The organism is Butyrivibrio sp. AE3006, from assembly GCF_000424165.1.
Taxonomy (GTDB): Bacteria; Bacillota; Clostridia; order Lachnospirales; family Lachnospiraceae; genus Butyrivibrio.
The window spans coordinates 1-18,703 of the sequence record NZ_AUJJ01000027.1; the positions used below are offsets into that span (position 1 = coordinate 1).

Here is an 18,703-nt window from a genome sequence, read left to right on the forward strand (position 1 = left end):
TGTCCATAAGATACATAAATCGAATGTTAACCCTACAGTTTTCTTGAAGTCCTCTTAGTGAAATATATCCTTCACTCATAAAACCGAATAGTACGGTTTTCAGCATTTTGACTGGATTATATCTGATTCTGCCAAGCTTATGCTCTGGCACATTTTTCAGATACTTCTCAAGATTCATACCTCCCACGAGTTCGTCAAAAGTAAAAACCGGATCACAGATATCCAAACAATCTGAAATAAAAAATGGTAAAACGCCCTGATTTATAGTATTATAAGAATTGGTTTGATTGTTCATGGTAATATTTTACCATGAAAAAAGAGAAGTAATTGGCTGTTTCCAGCTATTACTTCTCTTTTTTCATGGACTGATTATTTCACAGCCCCTTATTTTTTGCTTTAAACCGGATTTTCCTTGATATATTCATCAAGTATCTCTGCCGCATCTCCGATTATCTCGGCGCAGGGACGCTTTTTATAGTATTCCTGAGTTCTTGCTTCAGGAGTTGGAACATCATGCTTTACGCTAAGTCCAAGCATGTCGCGACAGACGATGCTGCCGTGTTTTTCCTCAAATCTACGGGCCAGCTCCTGAATTCTTGCATAATGATCAGCCTTCACTTCACCGGTTTCCGGACCGTCATATCCGTATAAAAGGCCGGTAACCATGAACATTCCGCTGACGCTGCCGCACACTTCACGAAGTCTTCCCATACCGCCTCCAAAGGATGACGCCATCTTGGAAAGTGTGGATTCATCAATAGGAAGTAAATCCTTAAAAGCCAGTACAATAGACTGGGAACAGTTATATCCATTCAGGAAATTGGCCATTGCTATCTCTCTTCTTGTCATTACATATCACTCCAAAATCATTTTCTTTTTCATTCTATCATAGGAAAGTCCCCTTGTTTAGAGATAATGGAACATCCATAGGGCAAGAATAAGAGTAATCTGCGCAATAAATAGCAAGAAAGATTATATTAAATCGTGCAGAATAATTGTACAAAATATTATTATGATTGACGTTTCCGCATTCTATTTTAAAAAATTGGGAAAACAAGCTTTTACAGAGGTGAAAAATGAGCGCATACAAGACTGGTGTTTACAGAAATATTTTTAAAGAAATCGGAAAAACCGAAGAAGAAATCGATGTAAAAATAAAAGAGGCCGTTCAGACCTTTTTCTATGATGAGGAAGAACGAATTTACCACACAGCAGGTGATGATATGGGATATCTCACCGACACGGGAAATGATGATGCCAGAACTGAAGGCATGTCCTATGGCATGATGATGTGTGTTCAGCTGGATATGAAGGAAGAATTCGATAGGATCTGGAAATGGTCCAAGACCTATATGTATATGGATGAAGGTGAAAATGAGGGCTATTTTGCCTGGTCCTGTCAGACTGACGGAAAAAAGAATGCCTACGGCCCCGCTCCCGATGGAGAAGAATTCTACGCCATGGCTCTGTTTTTTGCATCCCACAGATGGGGTGACGGCGAAGGCATCTTCAATTACAGTCAGCAGGCGAAAGATATCCTGAAAGCCTGCCTCCATAAAGGCGAAAACGGAAGAGCCGGCGCGCCCATGTGGAACAGAGAAAATCATCAGATTCTGTTCGTTCCCGGATGCCCGCATACAGATCCTTCCTACCACCTTCCCCATTTCTATGAGCTTTTTGCAGAATGGACAAACGAGGAGGATAGAGAATTCTTTGCAAAGGCAGCTGAAGTAAGCAGAGAATTCCTTGTAACAACCTGCCACGAAAAAACAGGTCTTAATCCCGAATATGCCAACTTTGACGGAAGCCCTATGGACAAGGTTCTTCCCTGGGGACAGTTTGGCGACTTCTTCAGCGATGCCTACAGAACCGCAGCAAACATCGGCCTTGATGCTGAATGGTTTGGAAAAGACAAGGGACATTATGACATTCCTCTTAGAATGATGAGATTTTTCGGAACAGATCTTGAGGCCGTAAGATGTGCCTACAAGGTAGACGGAACGCCTCTTGAGAGACCTGTCCTCCACCCTCTTGGACTTTTATCAACAATCGCCCAGAGTGCCCTGGCAATTCCTTACAGCGACGACGCTAAGAGCGATTTTGCAGAAGCTAAAAAGTGGGTTGAATGGTTTTGGAATCAGCCCCTTCGCAAAGGTGTCAGAAGATACTACGACAACTGCCTCTACATGTTCGCACTGCTGGCTCTTTCAGGAAAATACAGGATTTGGTAAAAAGGAAAGCCATATCCGCTTTAATGAAATAACTCCCCTTAAGAAGACTCCGGAAATATCCATCAAAGTCTCTCAAGGGGAGTTTTGTTATATTTTTCCTGATGCGATAAACTTACGCAATTATTTCAAGCAATGCATCCTTCAGATTTTCCTTCACATCAAGGGATCTGATATAGGCTGTCTTATCGAGGTTCTCCTCCTGAAGCTTCTTGTAAAGAACTTCCTTCAGATCATAGCTGATCTCGCATCTCTTAAGAAGTCTGTAAAGTTCATCAACTCTATGCATTCCGGAAAGACAAACATTCTCGATAACAATAGTAGTCTTCTCGCCTGAATTGTAGGTGATACCTGCAATGTGAGCCTGTCTGCGTACAGAATCATAACAAACCTCACCTGTGCCGCTAACACAAGCACCCTCTTCCACTCCGCAGAGAACAAGGCTGATTTGTCTCTTAGCAGGTACAAGCTCGGTATTTCCTGTTGCAGGATAAATCTCTACTGTAAGTTTCTTTGAAGCTGCATCGTATTTCTGAGTAATCTTAGTTAAAGCTCCAACACCATCTGCATAAGCATTGCTTATTCCATCATCCTCAAACAGCTCATATTCGCCGTCAGCGCCAACGCCAAGGTAAATATCAAGGGCTTCGGGACACTTATTAATATCCTCTGAAGCTTCGCTGTCCATGGGCACGATTCCACCTTCTTTTATGAGCACAGGAATGTTCTCGATGGGACGATAGAGGTTACGAATTTCTTCACCCTCATAGATATTGCCGCCCATAATATCGATCCATCTGCCCTTAGGAATGAAGGCATGAACATGAGCCATCTGAAGCTCAGAATCAAGCTTTTCTGTAATAGGGAAGGCAATCATCTCAGAACCAAAATAGTAACCGTTTCTGGACTCATAAGCACCCTGAACATCAGGTGAATCATAGTACAAAGGTCTGATTACAGGCACATCCTTATTCCATGCTTTATAACCCTCAGTATAGAGGTAAGGCACCATCCTATGGCGAAGTCTCATGTAATCATCAACCACTGATCTCATGGGCTGCGGAAGATTCCAGGGCTCTTTAAAGAAGAATGGATTACTTGAGCTGTGCAGTCTCATAATAGGTGAGAAAACACCAAACTGAACCCATCTGCAGGTTCTCTCCGTATCCTCTTCTCCGTGCATGTGGCCACCGATATCGTGACTCCACCAGCCGTAACCCACATTGGATGCGGTAGAAGTAAAGAAAGGCTGCACATTAAGGCTTGTCCATGTGGCATAGGCATCACCGGAAAAACCTATAGGATATCTGTGGCTTCCTACTCCTGCATATCTTGAGAAAATCATGGCTCTCTTGCCGCGACGAAGCTGATCAAGATAATGATAGTGGTTCAAAATCCAAAGGGGATCCACATTACCCTGACGGGCTTTAGTGCCCTGTTGCCAGTCAATCCACCAGAAATCTACGCCGTCATCCTCATAGGGATGCATTACTTCTTCAAAATAGGTATCAACGAATTTGGGATCCATCAGATCAAAGCTGACAGCCTCCTCATTCTCCATATCAACACCCATTCTCTTTGCTACTCTCTCGTAGCACTCCTCAAAACCTCTGATTCCGTCAGCGGGATGAAGATTCAGAGTGATAGCTTTTCCACGCTCCTTCAGAGTCTTTAAAAATCTTCTGTAATCCGGGAAATACTCTTTATTCCAGGTGTATCCGGTCCAGCCTGTACCATACTTCTCATCGATTTCGGTAAGGTGCCAGTCCATATCGATAACTGCAACAGAAATCGGAACCTTCTCCTCAACGAATTTATCCATCAGTGCCAGGTAGCTCTCTTCTGTGTACTTTTCATATTTGCTCCACCAGTTTCCAAGGGCGTATCTGGGGATCATGGGAGTCTTGCCGCAAAGATAATAGAAATCCTTGAGGGTACGGTAATAATCGTTACCATAGCCAAAGAAATATACATCCTCCTCGGGATATTCTCTATCCTTGATCTCTTCGCCTTCAAGCTCGCAGCTGTCCCCATCCATAAACCACGCGTAGCCGTCTCTGGAGATAAGGCCGTTGCCGTAGATAATGATACCGTTGGTCTCATCGAGGGTTCTGACTGTTCCCTTAAGATTTCGTCCGACCTCGCCGTAATGCCATGTCACCTTCTCCTCGAGGAGCTCAATTGAAAGGCCCATAGAGGTAAAGAATTTCTTGTCATAAGTAACCTTAAGTCTTGCGGTTTTGAAAACAAGCCTTTCGTCAGTATCCTCAAGGATCTCAAAATCCACCTTGGGAAAATCTCTGTTTAAAACGGTCTGAGTTGCATTGTCTGTGAAGTGTCCGTCTTTTTCATATTCAAGACGGAGCAGGCTATCCGTCAGTAAACTGATTCGATAACCTGCTCCCTGAATAATATTCTCCTGCGGACAAATTGCACCTAATTTGAATGTCTGCATTTTAAATATCCTTTTCTGTCTTATTTGTTGGCCTGATATGTGCTATAGGCATCCTGCTGTATCTGAATGAAATCATTATAACCCATAGCTTCAAGGGTTCCAATATAATCATTCCACTGCTCATCTACTCCGCCTTCTGTTACCCATGTAGCCTGTGTAGCTGTTACATAAGCATCGATATCTGTGAAAAGAGTAGCCAGTGTGTTCAGCTGATCAGTTGTGTAACTTACGTTAGGATAAGCTTCCTTAGCGTACTTTCCAAGTTCCTTATCAAGTGCAAGCTTGGAAGCATCACCGTTCTCAGCTGCGTATGAAACCTTATCGTTAAATCCTTCAGCTACATACTTGGGACCAAAGTCACGAACTGATTGGATCCATGCAAATGTATCAGCTGAGTTGCCATCCTGAGGCTCAAGAACTGTATAAGTTCCGTCTTCTTCCTTCTCAACACCGATACCAAATGATCCGTAGAAGTTCTGGATTGAAGCATCCTCTGTGTAGAACTTGTCGATCCATGCAAGAAGGGGACCGGGATTCTCACACTTGCTTGTCACTACGAACTCATATCTTGAGTAGTTCATGTGCTCAGGATCTGAAGATACATACTGATTGCCATCGGGACCTGCAAGAGCGGGAAGAGCCACATACTCTCCTGCGTTTGCACCGAAGGTTGAATCTGCTGTCCATCCGGGTGCAGCACCAACGATAGGTGTCTCATTCATGAGCTTGGCATCACGCATTGAGGAATCCTCTGTGAAAAGCTCGGGATCGATAAGACCGTTTACATAGCAGTCGTGCATCCACTCAATACCTGCCTTGTACTCCTCAGATGTAGGAATGTAAACCGGTGAGCCATCCTTAACTGTCATCATGTATGTTCCGTCAGCACCAATTGTTGTTCCAAAGGGCAGGCAGAAGAACATAACTGAATCAGCATAGCCCTGTCCGAAAGGAATCTCATCTGACGGATCGCCGTTGCCGTTTGCATCATTGTCTCTGAATGCAGCAAGACAATCCTCGAATTCCTTATATGTTGTAGGAACTTCAAGACCAAGGTTATCAAGCCATGTCTTGTTGATGAACATCTGGTTACTTACTGTAGGTCTGCAGGGCTTCTTGGAAGGAAGACCATAGATGTGACCATCAGCAGATGTTGCAAGAGCCTTCATTGTAGGATCTGACTCCATAACAGCCTTGAAGTTAGGCATGTACTCATCAATGTAGTCATCAAGTGCGATGAATGAGCCTGTATTTGTCAAAATATCTGACTCTGAAAAACAGATTGATCCAAGGAATGCATCTGGAAGATCGCCGCCTGCAAGAAGAACTGCCTTCTTGTCAGCCCAGTCTGAATTAAGGATTGTATCCCAGGAAAGGCTGATTCCTGCTTCTTTTGCAGCCTCATCCGGAAAACCTGTGTGATAATCTTCGCCCCAGTCTGCCCATCTGACTGTTGCTACTCTGTAACCACCCTCTGCAGCCTTATCATCTGCTTCTCCTGCAGATGCAGCCACAGGTGTTTCTCCGTCATTTACTTCTGTTGTCTGAGTTGATGCACCGCCACCACAAGCGGTAAGTGTCAGTGAGAGCGCCATAGCGCCGGCAAATAAACCATACTTTTTGTGCATTTTCATACTCCTTCTCTCATAAAATATATTGTATATCATTTATCCCTTCACTGCTCCTATCATGACACCCTGATTGAAATATTTTTGTAAGAATGGATAGAGCATCATTATCGGCAGTGTAGAAACCACTATTGAACCGTACTTCATCATGTCCGAGAGCTGTCTGAGCTCCTGTGCCATGGTTCCGGTTGCTGCTCCCAGAAGTGATTCATTAGCAATGAGAATTCTTCTGAGCAAAAGCTGCAGAGGAATAAGCTCCTCATTTTGCAGATAAATAAGTGCGTTGAACCAGGAATTCCAGTGTCCCACCGCTGTCCAAAGTCCCACTACCGCAATAACCGCTTTTGAAAGCGGTACTGCGAATTGCAGGAAGTACCTCATGGTGCTGCAGCCGTCTATCTGTGCTGCCTCCCACAAGGACTCAGGGAGAGAATTTTGAAAGAAAGTTCTTGCTACTATTATGTTGTAAGTGGATACCGAAAATGGCAGAACCATAACCAGGAAAGTGTCAAGGAGTCCAAATTGTTTGACTATTAGGTAGGTTGGTATCAGTCCTCCATTTACAAACATTGGTATGATATAAAAGATGTTTATCCACTTTCTTCCCGGAAGGTCTTTTCGGGACATTGCATAGCCGGCTGTAATATTAACCACAAGAGCAACCGAGGTGCCGACTATTGTATAAATAATGGTGTTCAAATAGCTTTTCCAGATCTGGCTCTGCTCGAAAAGCTTTTGGTATCCCCTTACATCAAATGACTTAGGCCAAAGCCACACTTTTCCGCTGGCTACATCTGCAGGATTACTGAAAGATGCAATTATTACAAACCAGAGCGGATATATAACCATAATGATCATCAGGACGGCGATCACGTGGAACACAATATTTACCACGGCATCCTGCGTTAATCTTTTTTTCTTAACCATGAAAATAATCTCCTCAAATGATGTTCTGCTCTTTTTCATGCTTTCGCAGGATTATTTAGAACAGACTGCTCTCTGTGAGCTTTCTCGACATCAGATTTACAAGCAAAAGTACTATCACGTTAACTACCGTATTAAAAAGACCAATGGCGGTAGACAAGCTGTATTGCATGCTCTGCATACCCATCTTGTAAACGTACGTCGAGATGATCTCACTGCTCATGATGTTCTGTACGTTCTGCAGAAGGAAAACCTTCTCAAAGCCTATTCCAAGGATGCTTCCTGCTCTGAGTATCAGCAGAACCATGGCTGTAGGAAGGATCATGGGTATATCTATAAATCTGATTTTCTGAAGTGTACTTGCTCCGTCAACTGTGGCTGCCTCATAGTATGTGGGATCGATTCCCGCAAGGGCTGCAAGGTAGATAATGCTGTCCCATCCAAGATGCTGCCAGATATCACTCCACACATACACATGCTTAAAACCTGTAGCACTTGCCATCAGATTTGGAAATTTTGCTCCGAAAAGATTAAACAGGTTAGCAAAAAGTCCGCTTGAAGGTGACAGGAATATAAGTATCAGGCCACACATAACCATCGTTGAAATAAAATGAGGCAGATAGGTAATTACCTGAAAAACCTTCTTGAACATTTTTGTTTTCATCTGATTACACATAAGCGCTAACAGAATCGGAAGAGGGAATCCAACAACGATACTGTAAAGGCTTAGTACCAATGTGTTTTTGATGGTCACTCCAAACTGATAGGATTTGAAGTACTGCATGAAGTTTTTAAAGCCTACGAATTTGCTCCCCAGTATTCCCAAAGCAGGTGAATAATCTTGAAAAGCAATCACGATTCCTATCATCGGCAGGTACGCAAAACACAATAGAAGAAGTGCCGATGGCAGGAGTAACAGATAAAGTTGATAGTGTTTCTTTACGTTTCTTAACTTGTTTTTCATTGTGCGCTCCTTTTGTTCATGAATCAGATAATAGATTTTTTGAGTTTGTAAAAATAGCACATTTTGGTTCACTGCATAGCACTTTTTTGACAAGGTTTTTTAAAACTATAGATTGCACAATCTTTTCTTTATATAATGAATTCATGAAAAATAAGAAACGCGCACGGTCATACCCCGTTGTCCAGGTTTTAAGCAAAACTGTGTATCTCGCTATTCCGGTCATCATTTTATTCGTAGTGGTGAGCTGGTTTTCTTTTTCAGAGATCAGAAAACAGAACAATCTGGCAGTGGAGAACACCGTAAATATCTATCAAACTGAATTAGAGCACAGACTGTCGGCCATAACTCACTTTATTCAGTGGACTGTGGTACACGATCCCATATTGGATGATTTTTCCAGGGAAAAGCACATGGGCGATTACAGAAAAGCCAGCAATGAGCTGCGCCTTCGCGTAAGTGACATGCAATATTCCACAGGAAATGAATACCAGTATTTTTTCTATTGGGATGAAAAGGATATCTTTTTCAATGCATCTGAGATCAAGGTTGATTACGACACCTATAAAGAGATCAGAGAAAAAATAAGATCGGATGTGAAAAGTAAGGCTGACCCTACAGGAAGCTTTTCCTGGAAGCCTTTCACCTTTGGCGGCAAAGAATTCCTGTATTACACGATCACTTACATGCACAGAACCTTTGCCTGCATTGTTTCAATGGAAGATATTCTCTCGCCTCTCAATTCCCTGAATCTGGGCGAGTATGGATCAATCAGCACCATCAGTGAAAATGGCGAGACTTTCTACAGAACAAAGGAAGGCCCTGAAGGAATTATCAGAAGTGTGTACAACAGGATTTATTTCCCTGCAAGTAAATCCGGTCTGCCCTTCTCTCTTGCCATCGATTCAAGAGTTCTGGGAAACTACGGAAAACTGTTCGTGCTGCAGGTCATTGTATTCCTTGCTGCCCTGATGCTGAGCTTCATAATGGCGGGATATATTCTTGTGAGCTATAAAAAGGTCATCCTGCCAATTAAGATGTTTTCAAAGAGTCTCTCTGAGATGGACTCTGTTTCCGATGGTGAAGGTCTGGACCTTACCGACAGCAAGATTCAGGAGCTTAACCAGATAAATGAGCAGTTCAAGAACCTGATCCATGAGATAACAAGGCTCAGAATCGACATTTATGAAGCTGAGCTTGATAAAAACAAATTCATGATCCACTTCCTGCAACAGCAGATAAAACCTCACTTTTACCTAAACTGCCTCACAACTGTGGACAGCATGGTGAGCCTTGGTGATATCGACGCAGCAAAAAAGATGCTGATGTTTACATCAAAGTACTTCCGCTATCTTTTCCAGGTGGACATGAACACAGTGCCTCTCATAAATGAGGTGCAACATATAGAGGATTATCTGTCAATTCAAAACATGAGACTTAGCCGCTCTACGCTGTACGAAGCGGACATTCCAAGTGAGTGTAACAGCATGGAGATTCCTCCCCTGCTGCTTATCACTTTTATTGAGAACTCCGTAAAACACGCTGTTCCTCCGGAGGGTGAAAGCCTGAAGATATGGATAAAATGTAGAATGATGAATCACAACGCCATGGAAATCGTCATCTGCGACAATGGCCAGGGCTTCTCAAGAGATGTCCTCACCAAGATAAGGAACGGCGAAGATATGGAGGAAGATGGCAACCACATCGGCATTACCAACTGCATCAAGCGTCTGGGACTGCTTTATGACAACAATTTCAAGCTCCTTACGGAGAACAACAAACCCCGCGGTGCAAAGATAACTCTGCGAATCCCGGTAAATGAAAAATGAGGTACGAATGAACATTTTACTGGTTGATGACGATCGTTTTGTCATCGCAGCACTTGAAAAAAATATGGACTGGGAAAGCCTTGGTATTACCAATGTTTTCACCGCTTATGATATTAAAAGAGCTCAGGAGATACTGGCAAATAACACAGTTGATCTGCTTCTCAGCGATATAGACATGCCACAGGGCAGCGGTCTTGACCTCTTAGGTATTTTGCGTGAACAGGGAAACAGCATACCCGCTATTTTCCTAACAAATTACGCAGATTTTTCCTATGCAAAAAGAGCACTGGAGCTGCGATCCTTCCACTATTTCCTAAAACCCATAGATTATGATGAGATGGCAAAAATCATAAAGCAGGCGCTTTTGGAGGTAACCTCCGATGGCCGTGATATGGCCACTTCCATGTCCAAATTATGGTATGACTATCTGATAGACAGGCGCATCACCTATAAGGCTCTCATGTCCGATATGAACAGGCATCAGGTCTTTGAAAAGGGAATTCCCTCATACATAACATGCCTTATCCAATTCGGTGACGGTAAGCTGGATGATGACAGAGGAATGATGGCAGCCCGCATAAGGCATATTACCGAGTCCATCTTCGGAAGTGCTTTCACCTCCCAGGGCGTACTTATCCCCTATCAGTCAGAGGATTTCATTCTGTTTGCTCTTATACCTGTAGATGGTGATGAAGCCGTAGGTGCAAGACTACGACCTCTTTTTGGCGAATTATATTACTCATTGTCAGATGAATTTGGAGTTAATCTCAGGCTTTTCCTTAGTTCTGAAAAGAAGGTAAGCGAGATTCCGGATGTTCTGGACAGTATGCTAAACATGAGAACCATGCCCTTTGATGAAGAATCTTCCATCATCTACATAGATGAAACCTCAGTAACTACGCTGCTTCAGTATGTGGATGCACATTTTACGGAAGATATGAGCCGCGAGCATCTATCGGAGCTGTTCTATTTTGCGCCGGATTATATCACCAAGATTTTCAGAAAAGAAACCGGCATGAGTTTTAAGAATTACATAATAGAAAAGCGTTTGGATCTTGCCAGAAAGCTCCTGCAGACTACAGATTATTCTGTCAGGGACATTTCCCTGAAGGTAGGCTATGACAACTACTCCTACTTCACAAGACTTTTCAAAAAAAGCTTTGGTGTAACGCCTGTGGAATTCAGGGGGAAATAAATCCGGTTCGTCGTGCTACACAAAAATCCCACAAAGGATGTCACCGTTTCGGTTTCGTAGGACTTCCTTTGTGGGATTTTATTTAATCATGAAAATTTCATTTTACCGGTTGCTGTATAGTTCTCAAACATTTCTTTATATCTATCGAGTACTTCGGCATCCTCATGGGAGACTTCCCTGTTTCCTTCAGATCCCAGGGCCAGAATAAACTGTCCAAGCATATAATAGCCATAAACAAATACGCCGTTTTCATTAGGACCATAAATGATACATTCCTTGTGGCCATCGGCTTCTCCGACTCTGGGCTCACCAAAGACTGTTTTCACCTGTCCGTATTTTTCACAAAACTCCTTCACGGAGATTTTCATCTTGGCGATTCGTTCCTTGTGAGCATTGATATTACTCATTATAAGTACCATCACAATTTCAATCAGTATTAGAACCGCAGAGGGTAATCCCTTCTCAATATCCGTGACAATATAAAATACAGCAAATGCTATAAGGCACAGAGCAAACATACGCATGACAAGCGCCATATTCCTGTCCACCTTAAGATCGATCACCTCTCCCGCAGACGTTGCCATAAATGCAAGACCTTCCATCATCAGCAAAAACACAACAACCATGCCTTTTCCATTCGAATGACTGATATAAAGATAAACTGTGCCAAAGGCCATGAGCCCCATGCCTATGATATCGCTCAGAACATTTGTCATTCTGTAGCCTATATGATCCGAAAACCACCCATATATCATCTGCAGCCTGAAGTAGCCAATCATGAATAAAAATATGGAAATTCCCAGAATTACATAGGATGTAACCGTCAGATTCCTTGGCAGAAAAAACAGGACCACGTATGACAATACCAGGGCAAGAACATTTATCCAGTTATGTTTCATATCTCAAAAACCTCTTTCTGCGCTATTTAAAGCCTTTCCCATTATAGCATGCAAAGAAAAAGCAATTACAGCTTGCCTGCAATTGCTATTTCCATTTTTTAGCTAAATTTATTTATATTTGTCATATGTGATCTTACCATTTTTAGCCACCCAGAGTTTTTTCCCCTTGGCTTTAACAATGTAAGTAACATTGACCTTTTTGATTCCCTGCTTCTTAATGTCTTTTCTAAGCTTAGTAGTAGTACTCTTAAAAGAATCACGGGTTTCATTGTAGTAATTTCCGCCCATTAACTTGAGCATGGCAAAGGTTGAATCATCCTGATCCATATTAAGCGTGAAAGTGAAATTATATGCTCCTTTCTGCTTTTTGTAAGTGACCTTTACTTTGCCGACAAAAGAACCTGCTTTAGCCGCCTTTGTATACTTGGCGCAGATTCGCTTTGCCACCTTGTCATAGTTTGCTGCGCTTGCCGTTGTTCCCACTACTGCAAAAATAGCGATAAGTGCTACAAGCACTACTCCTCCGATAATAATACCTTTCTTGTTGTTTTTCATAATGTCTCCTCCATTTGTATTATCAGCCTTTTATTGGCTTCTTTATCTTTTACCGCGATTCGATAGTAGCCCTTCCCAAGGCCCTCGAAATTCGCGCAATCACGAATCAGTATACCACTGTTTAAGAGTTTCTCATACAAATCTTCTTCGCTATACACCAGAAAAAAGTTGGTATCTGAAGGATAAACTTTACAGCCTTTGCGCATGAAAGCATCCATCAATTGTGCTCTCTCTTCTTTTATGTACTTATTGGACTTCTCCACAAAATCGCCGGACATAAGATGCTCTGCGCATGCTACTCCTACGCTCTGGGCGAAAACAGACATGTTCCACTCAGGAAGATATTTTGACAGGTTCCTGATATTCTCCTTAGACGAAATGGCATAACCCACCCGTACTCCGGGTATCGAGAAAAGCTTGGTATATGCATTGATTATGAAAAGCTTCGGACACAAATCCAGATAGCAAACTGCACTTGGATTCTGCATTGTCAGATTTAGAAAACACTCGTCAACGATAAGTGCTGTGTCTGTAACGGCGCATGTTTTCACAATTTTATCAAGTACCTTAGGTGTTATGCACCTTCCTGTGGGATTATTTGGATTCGTGATGATCACAAGGTCCGTGGATTCATCGATTCTGTCGGCAAAATCCTCTCTGAGTTCAAAGTCCTCATTTTCGATACATTGATACATTGATGTATTGACATCACAACATGCCATTAATGCATGCCTGTATCCGTAAAAGCTTGGCACAGGAAGCAATACTTTCCCGGGATTTAGCATCTTTACTATGGCAAAAATCAGTTCTGATGCACCGTTTCCGCCGATAATGTTTTCTGATGTAAGACGTAAATCCGGATTTTTAGTACTACTATCCCCGGTCTCCTCTCCTGCTGCGGCTGCAAAATCCGATAAATGCTTATTCTCCGCTTCTGCGACCTTCTCTCTAAAGAGCTTCTGAGTAATATCAGGATATTTATCTACGTCATTTATCGCATTGCGAAGGGCGTTCATCACCTGCTCCGGGCATGGATACGGGTTCAGATTTACCGAAAAGTCATATTCTATTTTCTTGTCGTATATTTCTCCGCCGTGAAGCACTAAGTTCCTCCAGTTATTCAAGCTCCGGCCACCAAGATATGCCGTCTTCATTCTAAACTCATCTTATTATTTGATTAAAAACCACGCTAAAAATCCAATCGCCAGCAGCATGCAAAGGCACAGATACGCAGTAATATACATCAGTGTACAGGCCCGCTTTATGTCATCAAGCTCAATCTCTCTGACAGGATCCCCGATGAACGGCTTTTTCACCAATTTGCCAAAATAATAGGCATCTCCTGCAAGCTGCAGTGATAAAGCTCCTGCGCAGGCGCTCTCTGTCTGTGCAGAATTGGGACTCTTGTGGTTATATCTGTCCCTTTTAAAAATTCTGAATGCATCCTTTCCGGAGAAGCTTTTCCCGCCCAGAAAAGCTCCTAAAATCATCAACAGAGCGCTGATCCTTGCAGGTATATAATTCACCACATCATCAAGCTTTGCCGCTGCTCTGCCAAAATATTCATATCTGTCGTTGTGATAGCCAACCATAGAATCCATGGTATTTATGGACTTGTATAAAAAGCCAAGAACCGGTCCGCCTATAAAGGTGTAGATGAGAGGCGCAATAACGCCATCTGAGGTGTTTTCCGCAATCGTCTCTACAACTGCTCTCTCAATGCCCTTTTCATCAAGGTTAGCCGTATCTCTGCCCACAATCATGGAAACCGCATATCTGGCATCCTCTATGGTTTTATCCCGAAGCGCATAATACACCTTCATGCTCTCTACCCTTAGGCTTTTTGCAGCCAGTATGTAGCAGGTCAGCACAGCTTCAAGAGCAATGCCTACATAAGGATGAATTGCATAGACGCCACGCATCAACCCCAGCGTCACCACCACAGTCAGCATAGTCACGATTATGCATAGAAAAACTCCTCTTACGAACTCGCTTCTGTTATTCCTCTTTTTTCCCTCTGTTTTTCCCAAAAGCGTCTTGTCCAAAAAGCTTATCAGGTTACCTATAAGCCTTATGGGATGCGGAATATTCCAGGGATCACCGATTATCTGATCCAGGCAAAATCCGATGAAAAACGCTGCTATATGATAAATCATCAATTTAATAAATATCCTCTCACAAAATCGCTAATACTATCAGCAAAAAGGCTTCGCCCATAACCACAAAAAATCCCGCAGTATCACCGCTTACACCGCCAAACTGCTTGTCACAGAGCTTTTTATACCACAGGCAAAAAAGGCATCCTGCCGCTGCGCAGACGACGCCTGCCAAAAGATTCTGATATACCATAAATGCTATAGCCAAAACTGCCTGAATACTAAGAAAAATCACATCACCGCTGCTGCTTTTCCCTGTTTCCATGTTAAGCATTCCGTCCTTTTTGGCATTCCTGAAAACTATGCTGGTGATGCCGCAAAGAGCTCTTATCAGAAAATAGGATGCCATATAGATATAGACCAGTGAAAAGTCCTCTTTAACCATGGCTGATCCAAGGAGCAGATAGAGAGCCGCAAGCCAGATAAGGAGTAATGTTCCGACACTTATTACCGCAAAAGCGCCGATATGAGGATCCTTCATGATTTCAAGCTTTTTCTCCTTAGGCTGATATGAATGCAGGGCGTCCTGAACATCCATGAATCCATCCACATGAAAGCCGCCGGTTACGATAAGCGGGAGCGCCGTCAAAAGGAGTGTCATCACCATCACAGGTAGCGACAGCCTGACTCCTACATATATCAAAAGGTAGGAAAGTCCGCCGATCACAGCCCCCACAAAGGGCAGAAATGAAATGGCATGCTTCATGTTTTCCTCATCCCATTCAAATATGGGCATCGGAATCTTCGAATATAATGAAAATGAAATTATTATGCTCTTAATTATTTTCAATTACCCATTCTCCGTCTTTTATCTCATAAACAGTGTCAGATAATGCCTTAAGTCTGCTGTTTACCATATCGATCAGTTTAGCGTACCTTTTGGTATCTTCATCGTAATTCTCATCTTCAAGGGGAAAATGATTCGTGACGATGACCATGTTTTTCGATACGCTGCAAAGCTTTTTCACTGAATCCGTGATGTAATCCGCAAGAGCATCATCGCTCAACCCCGCATTATTTTCATCATGCATCTCATTGCCGATAAGATTGGACATACACTCTAAAAGGCAGGTGGAATCTGCTAAATCCGGCACGGATGATATCAGCTCCTGAACCCGCAGAGGCTTTTCAATAGTAGAAAATCCCTTGCCGTCCCGTCTTGCAAGATGTCGCTTAACCCGCTGTGCGCCTTCCTCTCCAAATGGTATCATTGTGGCAATATAGTATTTTTTTACGCCCTCCGAAAGGGTAACAGCCAACTCTTCGGCCTTTTCCGACTTGCCGCTACCGGGCGTACCCACTACCAGAATTGTCATTTATGAAAACCTCTCGTACTCGTCAATCTCGTAATCGCCAAACTTTGCCCCATTAAGGTAATAGTCCAGCACCACATCCAGCAAAGGAAAAAGCATAATGGCGCCTGTTCCCTCCCCGAGGGCCATATTCCCATCAATATACGGTTTAAGACCAAGTCTTTTCAGAGCAAGCTCATTGCCGTGCTCTCTGCCTCTGTGGGATGCTATCATATAATCTCTGCATCCCGGAACAAAAGTATCTGCCAGTACAGCCGCCGTAGAGCTTATTATTCCATCAATCACCACAGGAATGTGATATTTTGCGCCGCCTACGAAAAGGCCTGTAAGAGCCGCTATATCGAGACCTCCAAGACATCTAAGAGCTTCAAACGCCCTGTTTTTCTGATCTATGGATGAGTCTGTTTTATCGCCGGTTTCTCCTGATTCCTGAATATGCTGACGGAAGCCATACTTTTTGATGCCTTCCCTTATAACCTTCATTTTTCGAAGAAGACCTTCATTATCAAGGCCTGCACCTCTTCCTGCAATATCGTCGCTGTCTATGCCCAGAATTGCAGCTAAAACCGCAGCTGAAGTGGTGGTATTTCCTATTCCCATCTCGCCTGCGGAGATGATGTCGTATCCATCACCTTTTAGCTCACCTACAAGCTCTATGCCTCGTTCAATTGCTATAAGCACCTCTTCATCTGTCATAGCAGGCGCTTTGAGGAAATTGGCTGTTCCCTTGGACACCTTCATATCCCTGACACCTTCGATTTTTTCATCACAGTCAATGCCGATATCCACAGGTAAAACCGAGACCTTTGAGGAATTTGCCAGGGTGCAGGCAGAGCTGATTCCTTTTCCAAGAGCAACAGCTACCGCTTTAGTGATGCTCTTATCACTTTGGGAAATTCCTTCCTCCACTATGCCGTTATCTGCGCAGAAAATAACCGCCGTTCTTTTCTCTGCTCCAGGCTTCTCGGTGCGCTGAATCGCAGCTATTTTGCATATTAGCTCTTCAAAATCTCCGAGACCGTCTATTGGTTTGGAGATCCCATCCCAGATTTCATGGGCCTTCTGATAGATTTCCCTGTCAGGTTCTTCTATATTTATGGCGAACAACGCCTTTTTATCAAGCATCTAAAAACCTCCTGATAAATGCCATGCATGATGGATAATACAGATGCGCAAATCCGGCAAAGACCTTATTCTGCACTCTGTAGCCCTCCCAGCTTCTTTTTCCCGAGGGCTTGGTCATCTTGCAAATATCACCATTTTCTGTGGTGTCGTAGTAGTGAAACTCATGGGCGCGGATTTCCTCCCCGTCCTGAATGTACGGATTATCCTTGATTTTGGTGACTTTAACGTAGCCAAAATGGGACAGCTTATCTCTCATGTGGGATTTTCCTGAAAGGACTCCAGCCATGGGATATACTGCGCCTTCAGGATCCTGCATGCTCTCCTGAAGATACAAAAAGCCCCCGCACTCAGCAAGTATCGGCATCCCTGAATCCGCCGCAGTCTTGAGGCTTTCTATCATTGTCTTATTCTCAGAAAGCTCCTTAGCATAAAGCTCAGGATAGCCGCCGCCGATTATTAGATGCGAAACCTCTGGCAGCTTTTCATCATGAATAGGAGAAAATGGCACAAGCTCAGCTCCCATCTCACAAAGCAGATCAAGGTTATCCTCATAGTAGAAGCAAAAGGCTTCATCCCGGGCAATTCCGATTCTTATAGGATTCTTAACCTCGATGCCGGAAGTATTATTCAGGTTTTTGTCAGCAAAATATGTCAAAAAAGTATTTCCCTCTTTCGCGTCATCAAAACTACCGGCACTATCAGCAATCTCCACAAGCTTCTCAAAATCCAGATTCTCCATAAGAGCATCCGCCACCTTGTCAATTATGGCAAGAACCCCTTCAACCTCAGATGGCATAACCAGGCCAAGATGCCTGCTTTCAAGCTTCACATCCTTCAAAACAGGGACAGTTCCAAGCACCGGAATTCCAGTATTTTCAAGGATCCCATTTGAAATATCACCCGCTATCATTGGTGAAATATTGTTGAGGATTACGCCCCGAATCCTCTTTTCATGGCCATATTCAGCAAAACCCTTTATGAGAGGGATTATGGAATTGCTCATTCCTCTGCAGTTTACGACAAGGATTGCCGGAGTATCGGTTACACAGCTTATCTCATAGGACGAGCCTTCAGTAGTCGCTGCATTTGAGCCGTCATAGAAGCCCATAACACCCTCTAAGATGCCAAAATCACGCTCCTCTGCGCCTTTACAGAGGGTCCTTTTTACCCCTTCTTCTCCCGCAAGGAAAATATCAAGATTCCTTGACGGAATTCCCAGCATGCGCTTGTGGAACATGGGATCTATGTAGTCGGGACCGCACTTAAAGGATGCGGGTTTAAAGCCCTTTCTTTGGAGAATTCTTAAAAGGGCACAGGTAATAAGCGTCTTGCCGCTTCCGCTGGCAGGCGCACATATCATAAGTCTTCTAAATGACCCGTTATTACCCATTCTGGCTCCATCCTTACTAATACTGATTTATTTCCTTTGATGTTG

The 18,703-nt window shown here is 43.3% G+C and carries 17 protein-coding genes; 3 read left to right on the forward strand and 14 right to left on the reverse strand.

What is annotated here, in order from left to right; all coding sequences use genetic code 11:
- The coding region (locus G603_RS23250; protein ID WP_026670580.1) for a transposase at nt 1-295 on the reverse strand (295 nt) is incomplete at its 3' end.
- Between the two features lie 101 nt (nt 296-396).
- Complete coding sequence (locus G603_RS0113740) at nt 397-849, reverse strand: C-GCAxxG-C-C family protein (RefSeq protein ID WP_026523853.1); 453 nt, start codon at nt 847-849, stop codon at nt 397-399.
- A 227-nt stretch (nt 850-1,076) separates the two neighbouring features.
- Between G603_RS0113740 and G603_RS0113745 the strand changes: the two genes are divergently transcribed.
- Nucleotides 1,077-2,231 carry a glycosyl hydrolase family 8 gene (locus G603_RS0113745; protein ID WP_026670581.1) on the forward strand — a complete coding sequence of 385 codons (1,155 nt, stop codon included), beginning with the start codon at nt 1,077-1,079 and terminating at the stop codon, nt 2,229-2,231.
- 112 nt (nt 2,232-2,343) lie between these two features.
- Here the strand turns inward: G603_RS0113745 and G603_RS0113750 are convergent, their stop codons facing one another.
- From G603_RS0113750 to G603_RS0113765, 4 genes are read right to left on the reverse strand one after another with little or no spacing between them, the layout of a single operon-like run.
- Complete coding sequence (locus G603_RS0113750; RefSeq protein ID WP_026670582.1) at nt 2,344-4,683, reverse strand: glycoside hydrolase family 31 protein; 2,340 nt, start codon at nt 4,681-4,683, stop codon at nt 2,344-2,346.
- 20 nt (nt 4,684-4,703) lie between these two features.
- The gene (locus tag G603_RS0113755; RefSeq protein WP_026670583.1) at nt 4,704-6,317 is read right to left on the reverse strand and encodes an extracellular solute-binding protein; all 1,614 of its coding nucleotides are present in this window, start codon (nt 6,315-6,317) and stop codon (nt 4,704-4,706) included.
- Nucleotides 6,318-6,350: 33 nt separating this feature from the next.
- Nucleotides 6,351-7,238: a carbohydrate ABC transporter permease gene (locus G603_RS0113760; RefSeq protein ID WP_035793325.1), complete on the reverse strand. Its 888-nt coding sequence runs from the start codon at nt 7,236-7,238 to the stop codon at nt 6,351-6,353.
- Nucleotides 7,239-7,293: 55 nt separating this feature from the next.
- On the reverse strand, nt 7,294-8,199 hold the full coding sequence (locus G603_RS0113765) for an ABC transporter permease (protein ID WP_026670585.1): 906 nt from the start codon (nt 8,197-8,199) through the stop codon (nt 7,294-7,296).
- 143 nt (nt 8,200-8,342) lie between these two features.
- On the opposite strand from G603_RS0113765, the gene G603_RS0113770 reads away from it, so the two are divergent.
- Both G603_RS0113770 and G603_RS22640 read left to right on the forward strand, forming a co-directional pair.
- Nucleotides 8,343-10,025: a sensor histidine kinase gene (locus G603_RS0113770; protein WP_196808079.1), complete on the forward strand. Its 1,683-nt coding sequence runs from the start codon at nt 8,343-8,345 to the stop codon at nt 10,023-10,025.
- Nucleotides 10,026-10,032: 7 nt separating this feature from the next.
- Nucleotides 10,033-11,220, forward strand: a complete 1,188-nt coding sequence (locus G603_RS22640; protein ID WP_026670587.1) for a response regulator transcription factor — start codon at nt 10,033-10,035, stop codon at nt 11,218-11,220.
- An 86-nt stretch (nt 11,221-11,306) separates the two neighbouring features.
- Here G603_RS22640 and G603_RS0113780 read toward each other — a convergent pair whose 3' ends face one another.
- The 8 genes from G603_RS0113780 to G603_RS0113815 all read right to left on the reverse strand — a co-directional run bounded on the left by G603_RS0113780 (nt 11,307) and on the right by G603_RS0113815 (nt 18,658).
- On the reverse strand, nt 11,307-12,119 hold the full coding sequence (locus G603_RS0113780; RefSeq protein ID WP_026670588.1) for a hypothetical protein: 813 nt from the start codon (nt 12,117-12,119) through the stop codon (nt 11,307-11,309).
- Nucleotides 12,120-12,227: 108 nt separating this feature from the next.
- Nucleotides 12,228-12,674, reverse strand: coding sequence for a hypothetical protein (locus G603_RS0113785; RefSeq protein WP_026670589.1), 447 nt, complete (start codon nt 12,672-12,674; stop codon nt 12,228-12,230).
- The gene (locus tag G603_RS20460; RefSeq protein ID WP_081669943.1) at nt 12,671-13,828 is read right to left on the reverse strand and encodes a pyridoxal phosphate-dependent aminotransferase; all 1,158 of its coding nucleotides are present in this window, start codon (nt 13,826-13,828) and stop codon (nt 12,671-12,673) included. Before G603_RS20460 ends, G603_RS0113785 begins: the two co-directional genes overlap by 4 nt.
- A 15-nt stretch (nt 13,829-13,843) precedes the next feature.
- Nucleotides 13,844-14,830, reverse strand: coding sequence for an adenosylcobinamide-phosphate synthase CbiB (cbiB, locus tag G603_RS0113795; protein ID WP_026670590.1), 987 nt, complete (start codon nt 14,828-14,830; stop codon nt 13,844-13,846).
- Nucleotides 14,831-14,849: 19 nt separating this feature from the next.
- Nucleotides 14,850-15,620 (reverse strand): adenosylcobinamide-GDP ribazoletransferase, encoded by a 771-nt coding sequence (locus G603_RS0113800; RefSeq protein WP_026670591.1) that lies wholly within the window; start codon nt 15,618-15,620, stop codon nt 14,850-14,852.
- On the reverse strand, nt 15,607-16,146 hold the full coding sequence (locus G603_RS0113805; protein WP_026670592.1) for a bifunctional adenosylcobinamide kinase/adenosylcobinamide-phosphate guanylyltransferase: 540 nt from the start codon (nt 16,144-16,146) through the stop codon (nt 15,607-15,609). The genes G603_RS0113800 and G603_RS0113805 overlap by 14 nt, the downstream gene beginning before the upstream one ends.
- A complete protein-coding gene (locus tag G603_RS0113810; protein WP_026670593.1) occupies nt 16,147-17,268 on the reverse strand; it encodes a nicotinate-nucleotide--dimethylbenzimidazole phosphoribosyltransferase in 1,122 nt (373 codons plus the stop codon).
- Nucleotides 17,261-18,658 carry a cobyrinate a,c-diamide synthase gene (locus G603_RS0113815; RefSeq protein ID WP_026670594.1) on the reverse strand — a complete coding sequence of 466 codons (1,398 nt, stop codon included), beginning with the start codon at nt 18,656-18,658 and terminating at the stop codon, nt 17,261-17,263. The genes G603_RS0113810 and G603_RS0113815 overlap by 8 nt, the downstream gene beginning before the upstream one ends.
- Between the last annotated feature and the right edge of the window lie 45 nt (nt 18,659-18,703).

Coding starts and splice junctions, on each gene's coding strand:
- G603_RS0113740 (WP_026523853.1), bottom strand. CDS start 849: ATGACAAGAAGAGAGATAGCAATGGCCAATTTCCTGAATGGATATAAC.
- G603_RS0113745 (WP_026670581.1), top strand. CDS start 1,077: ATGAGCGCATACAAGACTGGTGTTTACAGAAATATTTTTAAAGAAATC.
- G603_RS0113750 (WP_026670582.1), bottom strand. CDS start 4,683: ATGCAGACATTCAAATTAGGTGCAATTTGTCCGCAGGAGAATATTATT.
- G603_RS0113755 (WP_026670583.1), bottom strand. CDS start 6,317: ATGAAAATGCACAAAAAGTATGGTTTATTTGCCGGCGCTATGGCGCTC.
- G603_RS0113760 (WP_035793325.1), bottom strand. CDS start 7,238: ATGGTTAAGAAAAAAAGATTAACGCAGGATGCCGTGGTAAATATTGTG.
- G603_RS0113765 (WP_026670585.1), bottom strand. CDS start 8,199: ATGAAAAACAAGTTAAGAAACGTAAAGAAACACTATCAACTTTATCTG.
- G603_RS0113770 (WP_196808079.1), top strand. CDS start 8,343: ATGAAAAATAAGAAACGCGCACGGTCATACCCCGTTGTCCAGGTTTTA.
- G603_RS22640 (WP_026670587.1), top strand. CDS start 10,033: ATGAACATTTTACTGGTTGATGACGATCGTTTTGTCATCGCAGCACTT.
- G603_RS0113780 (WP_026670588.1), bottom strand. CDS start 12,119: ATGAAACATAACTGGATAAATGTTCTTGCCCTGGTATTGTCATACGTG.
- G603_RS0113785 (WP_026670589.1), bottom strand. CDS start 12,674: ATGAAAAACAACAAGAAAGGTATTATTATCGGAGGAGTAGTGCTTGTA.
- G603_RS20460 (WP_081669943.1), bottom strand. CDS start 13,828: ATGAAGACGGCATATCTTGGTGGCCGGAGCTTGAATAACTGGAGGAAC.
- cbiB (WP_026670590.1), bottom strand. CDS start 14,830: ATGATTTATCATATAGCAGCGTTTTTCATCGGATTTTGCCTGGATCAG.
- G603_RS0113805 (WP_026670592.1), bottom strand. CDS start 16,146: ATGACAATTCTGGTAGTGGGTACGCCCGGTAGCGGCAAGTCGGAAAAG.
- G603_RS0113810 (WP_026670593.1), bottom strand. CDS start 17,268: ATGCTTGATAAAAAGGCGTTGTTCGCCATAAATATAGAAGAACCTGAC.
- G603_RS0113815 (WP_026670594.1), bottom strand. CDS start 18,658: ATGGGTAATAACGGGTCATTTAGAAGACTTATGATATGTGCGCCTGCC.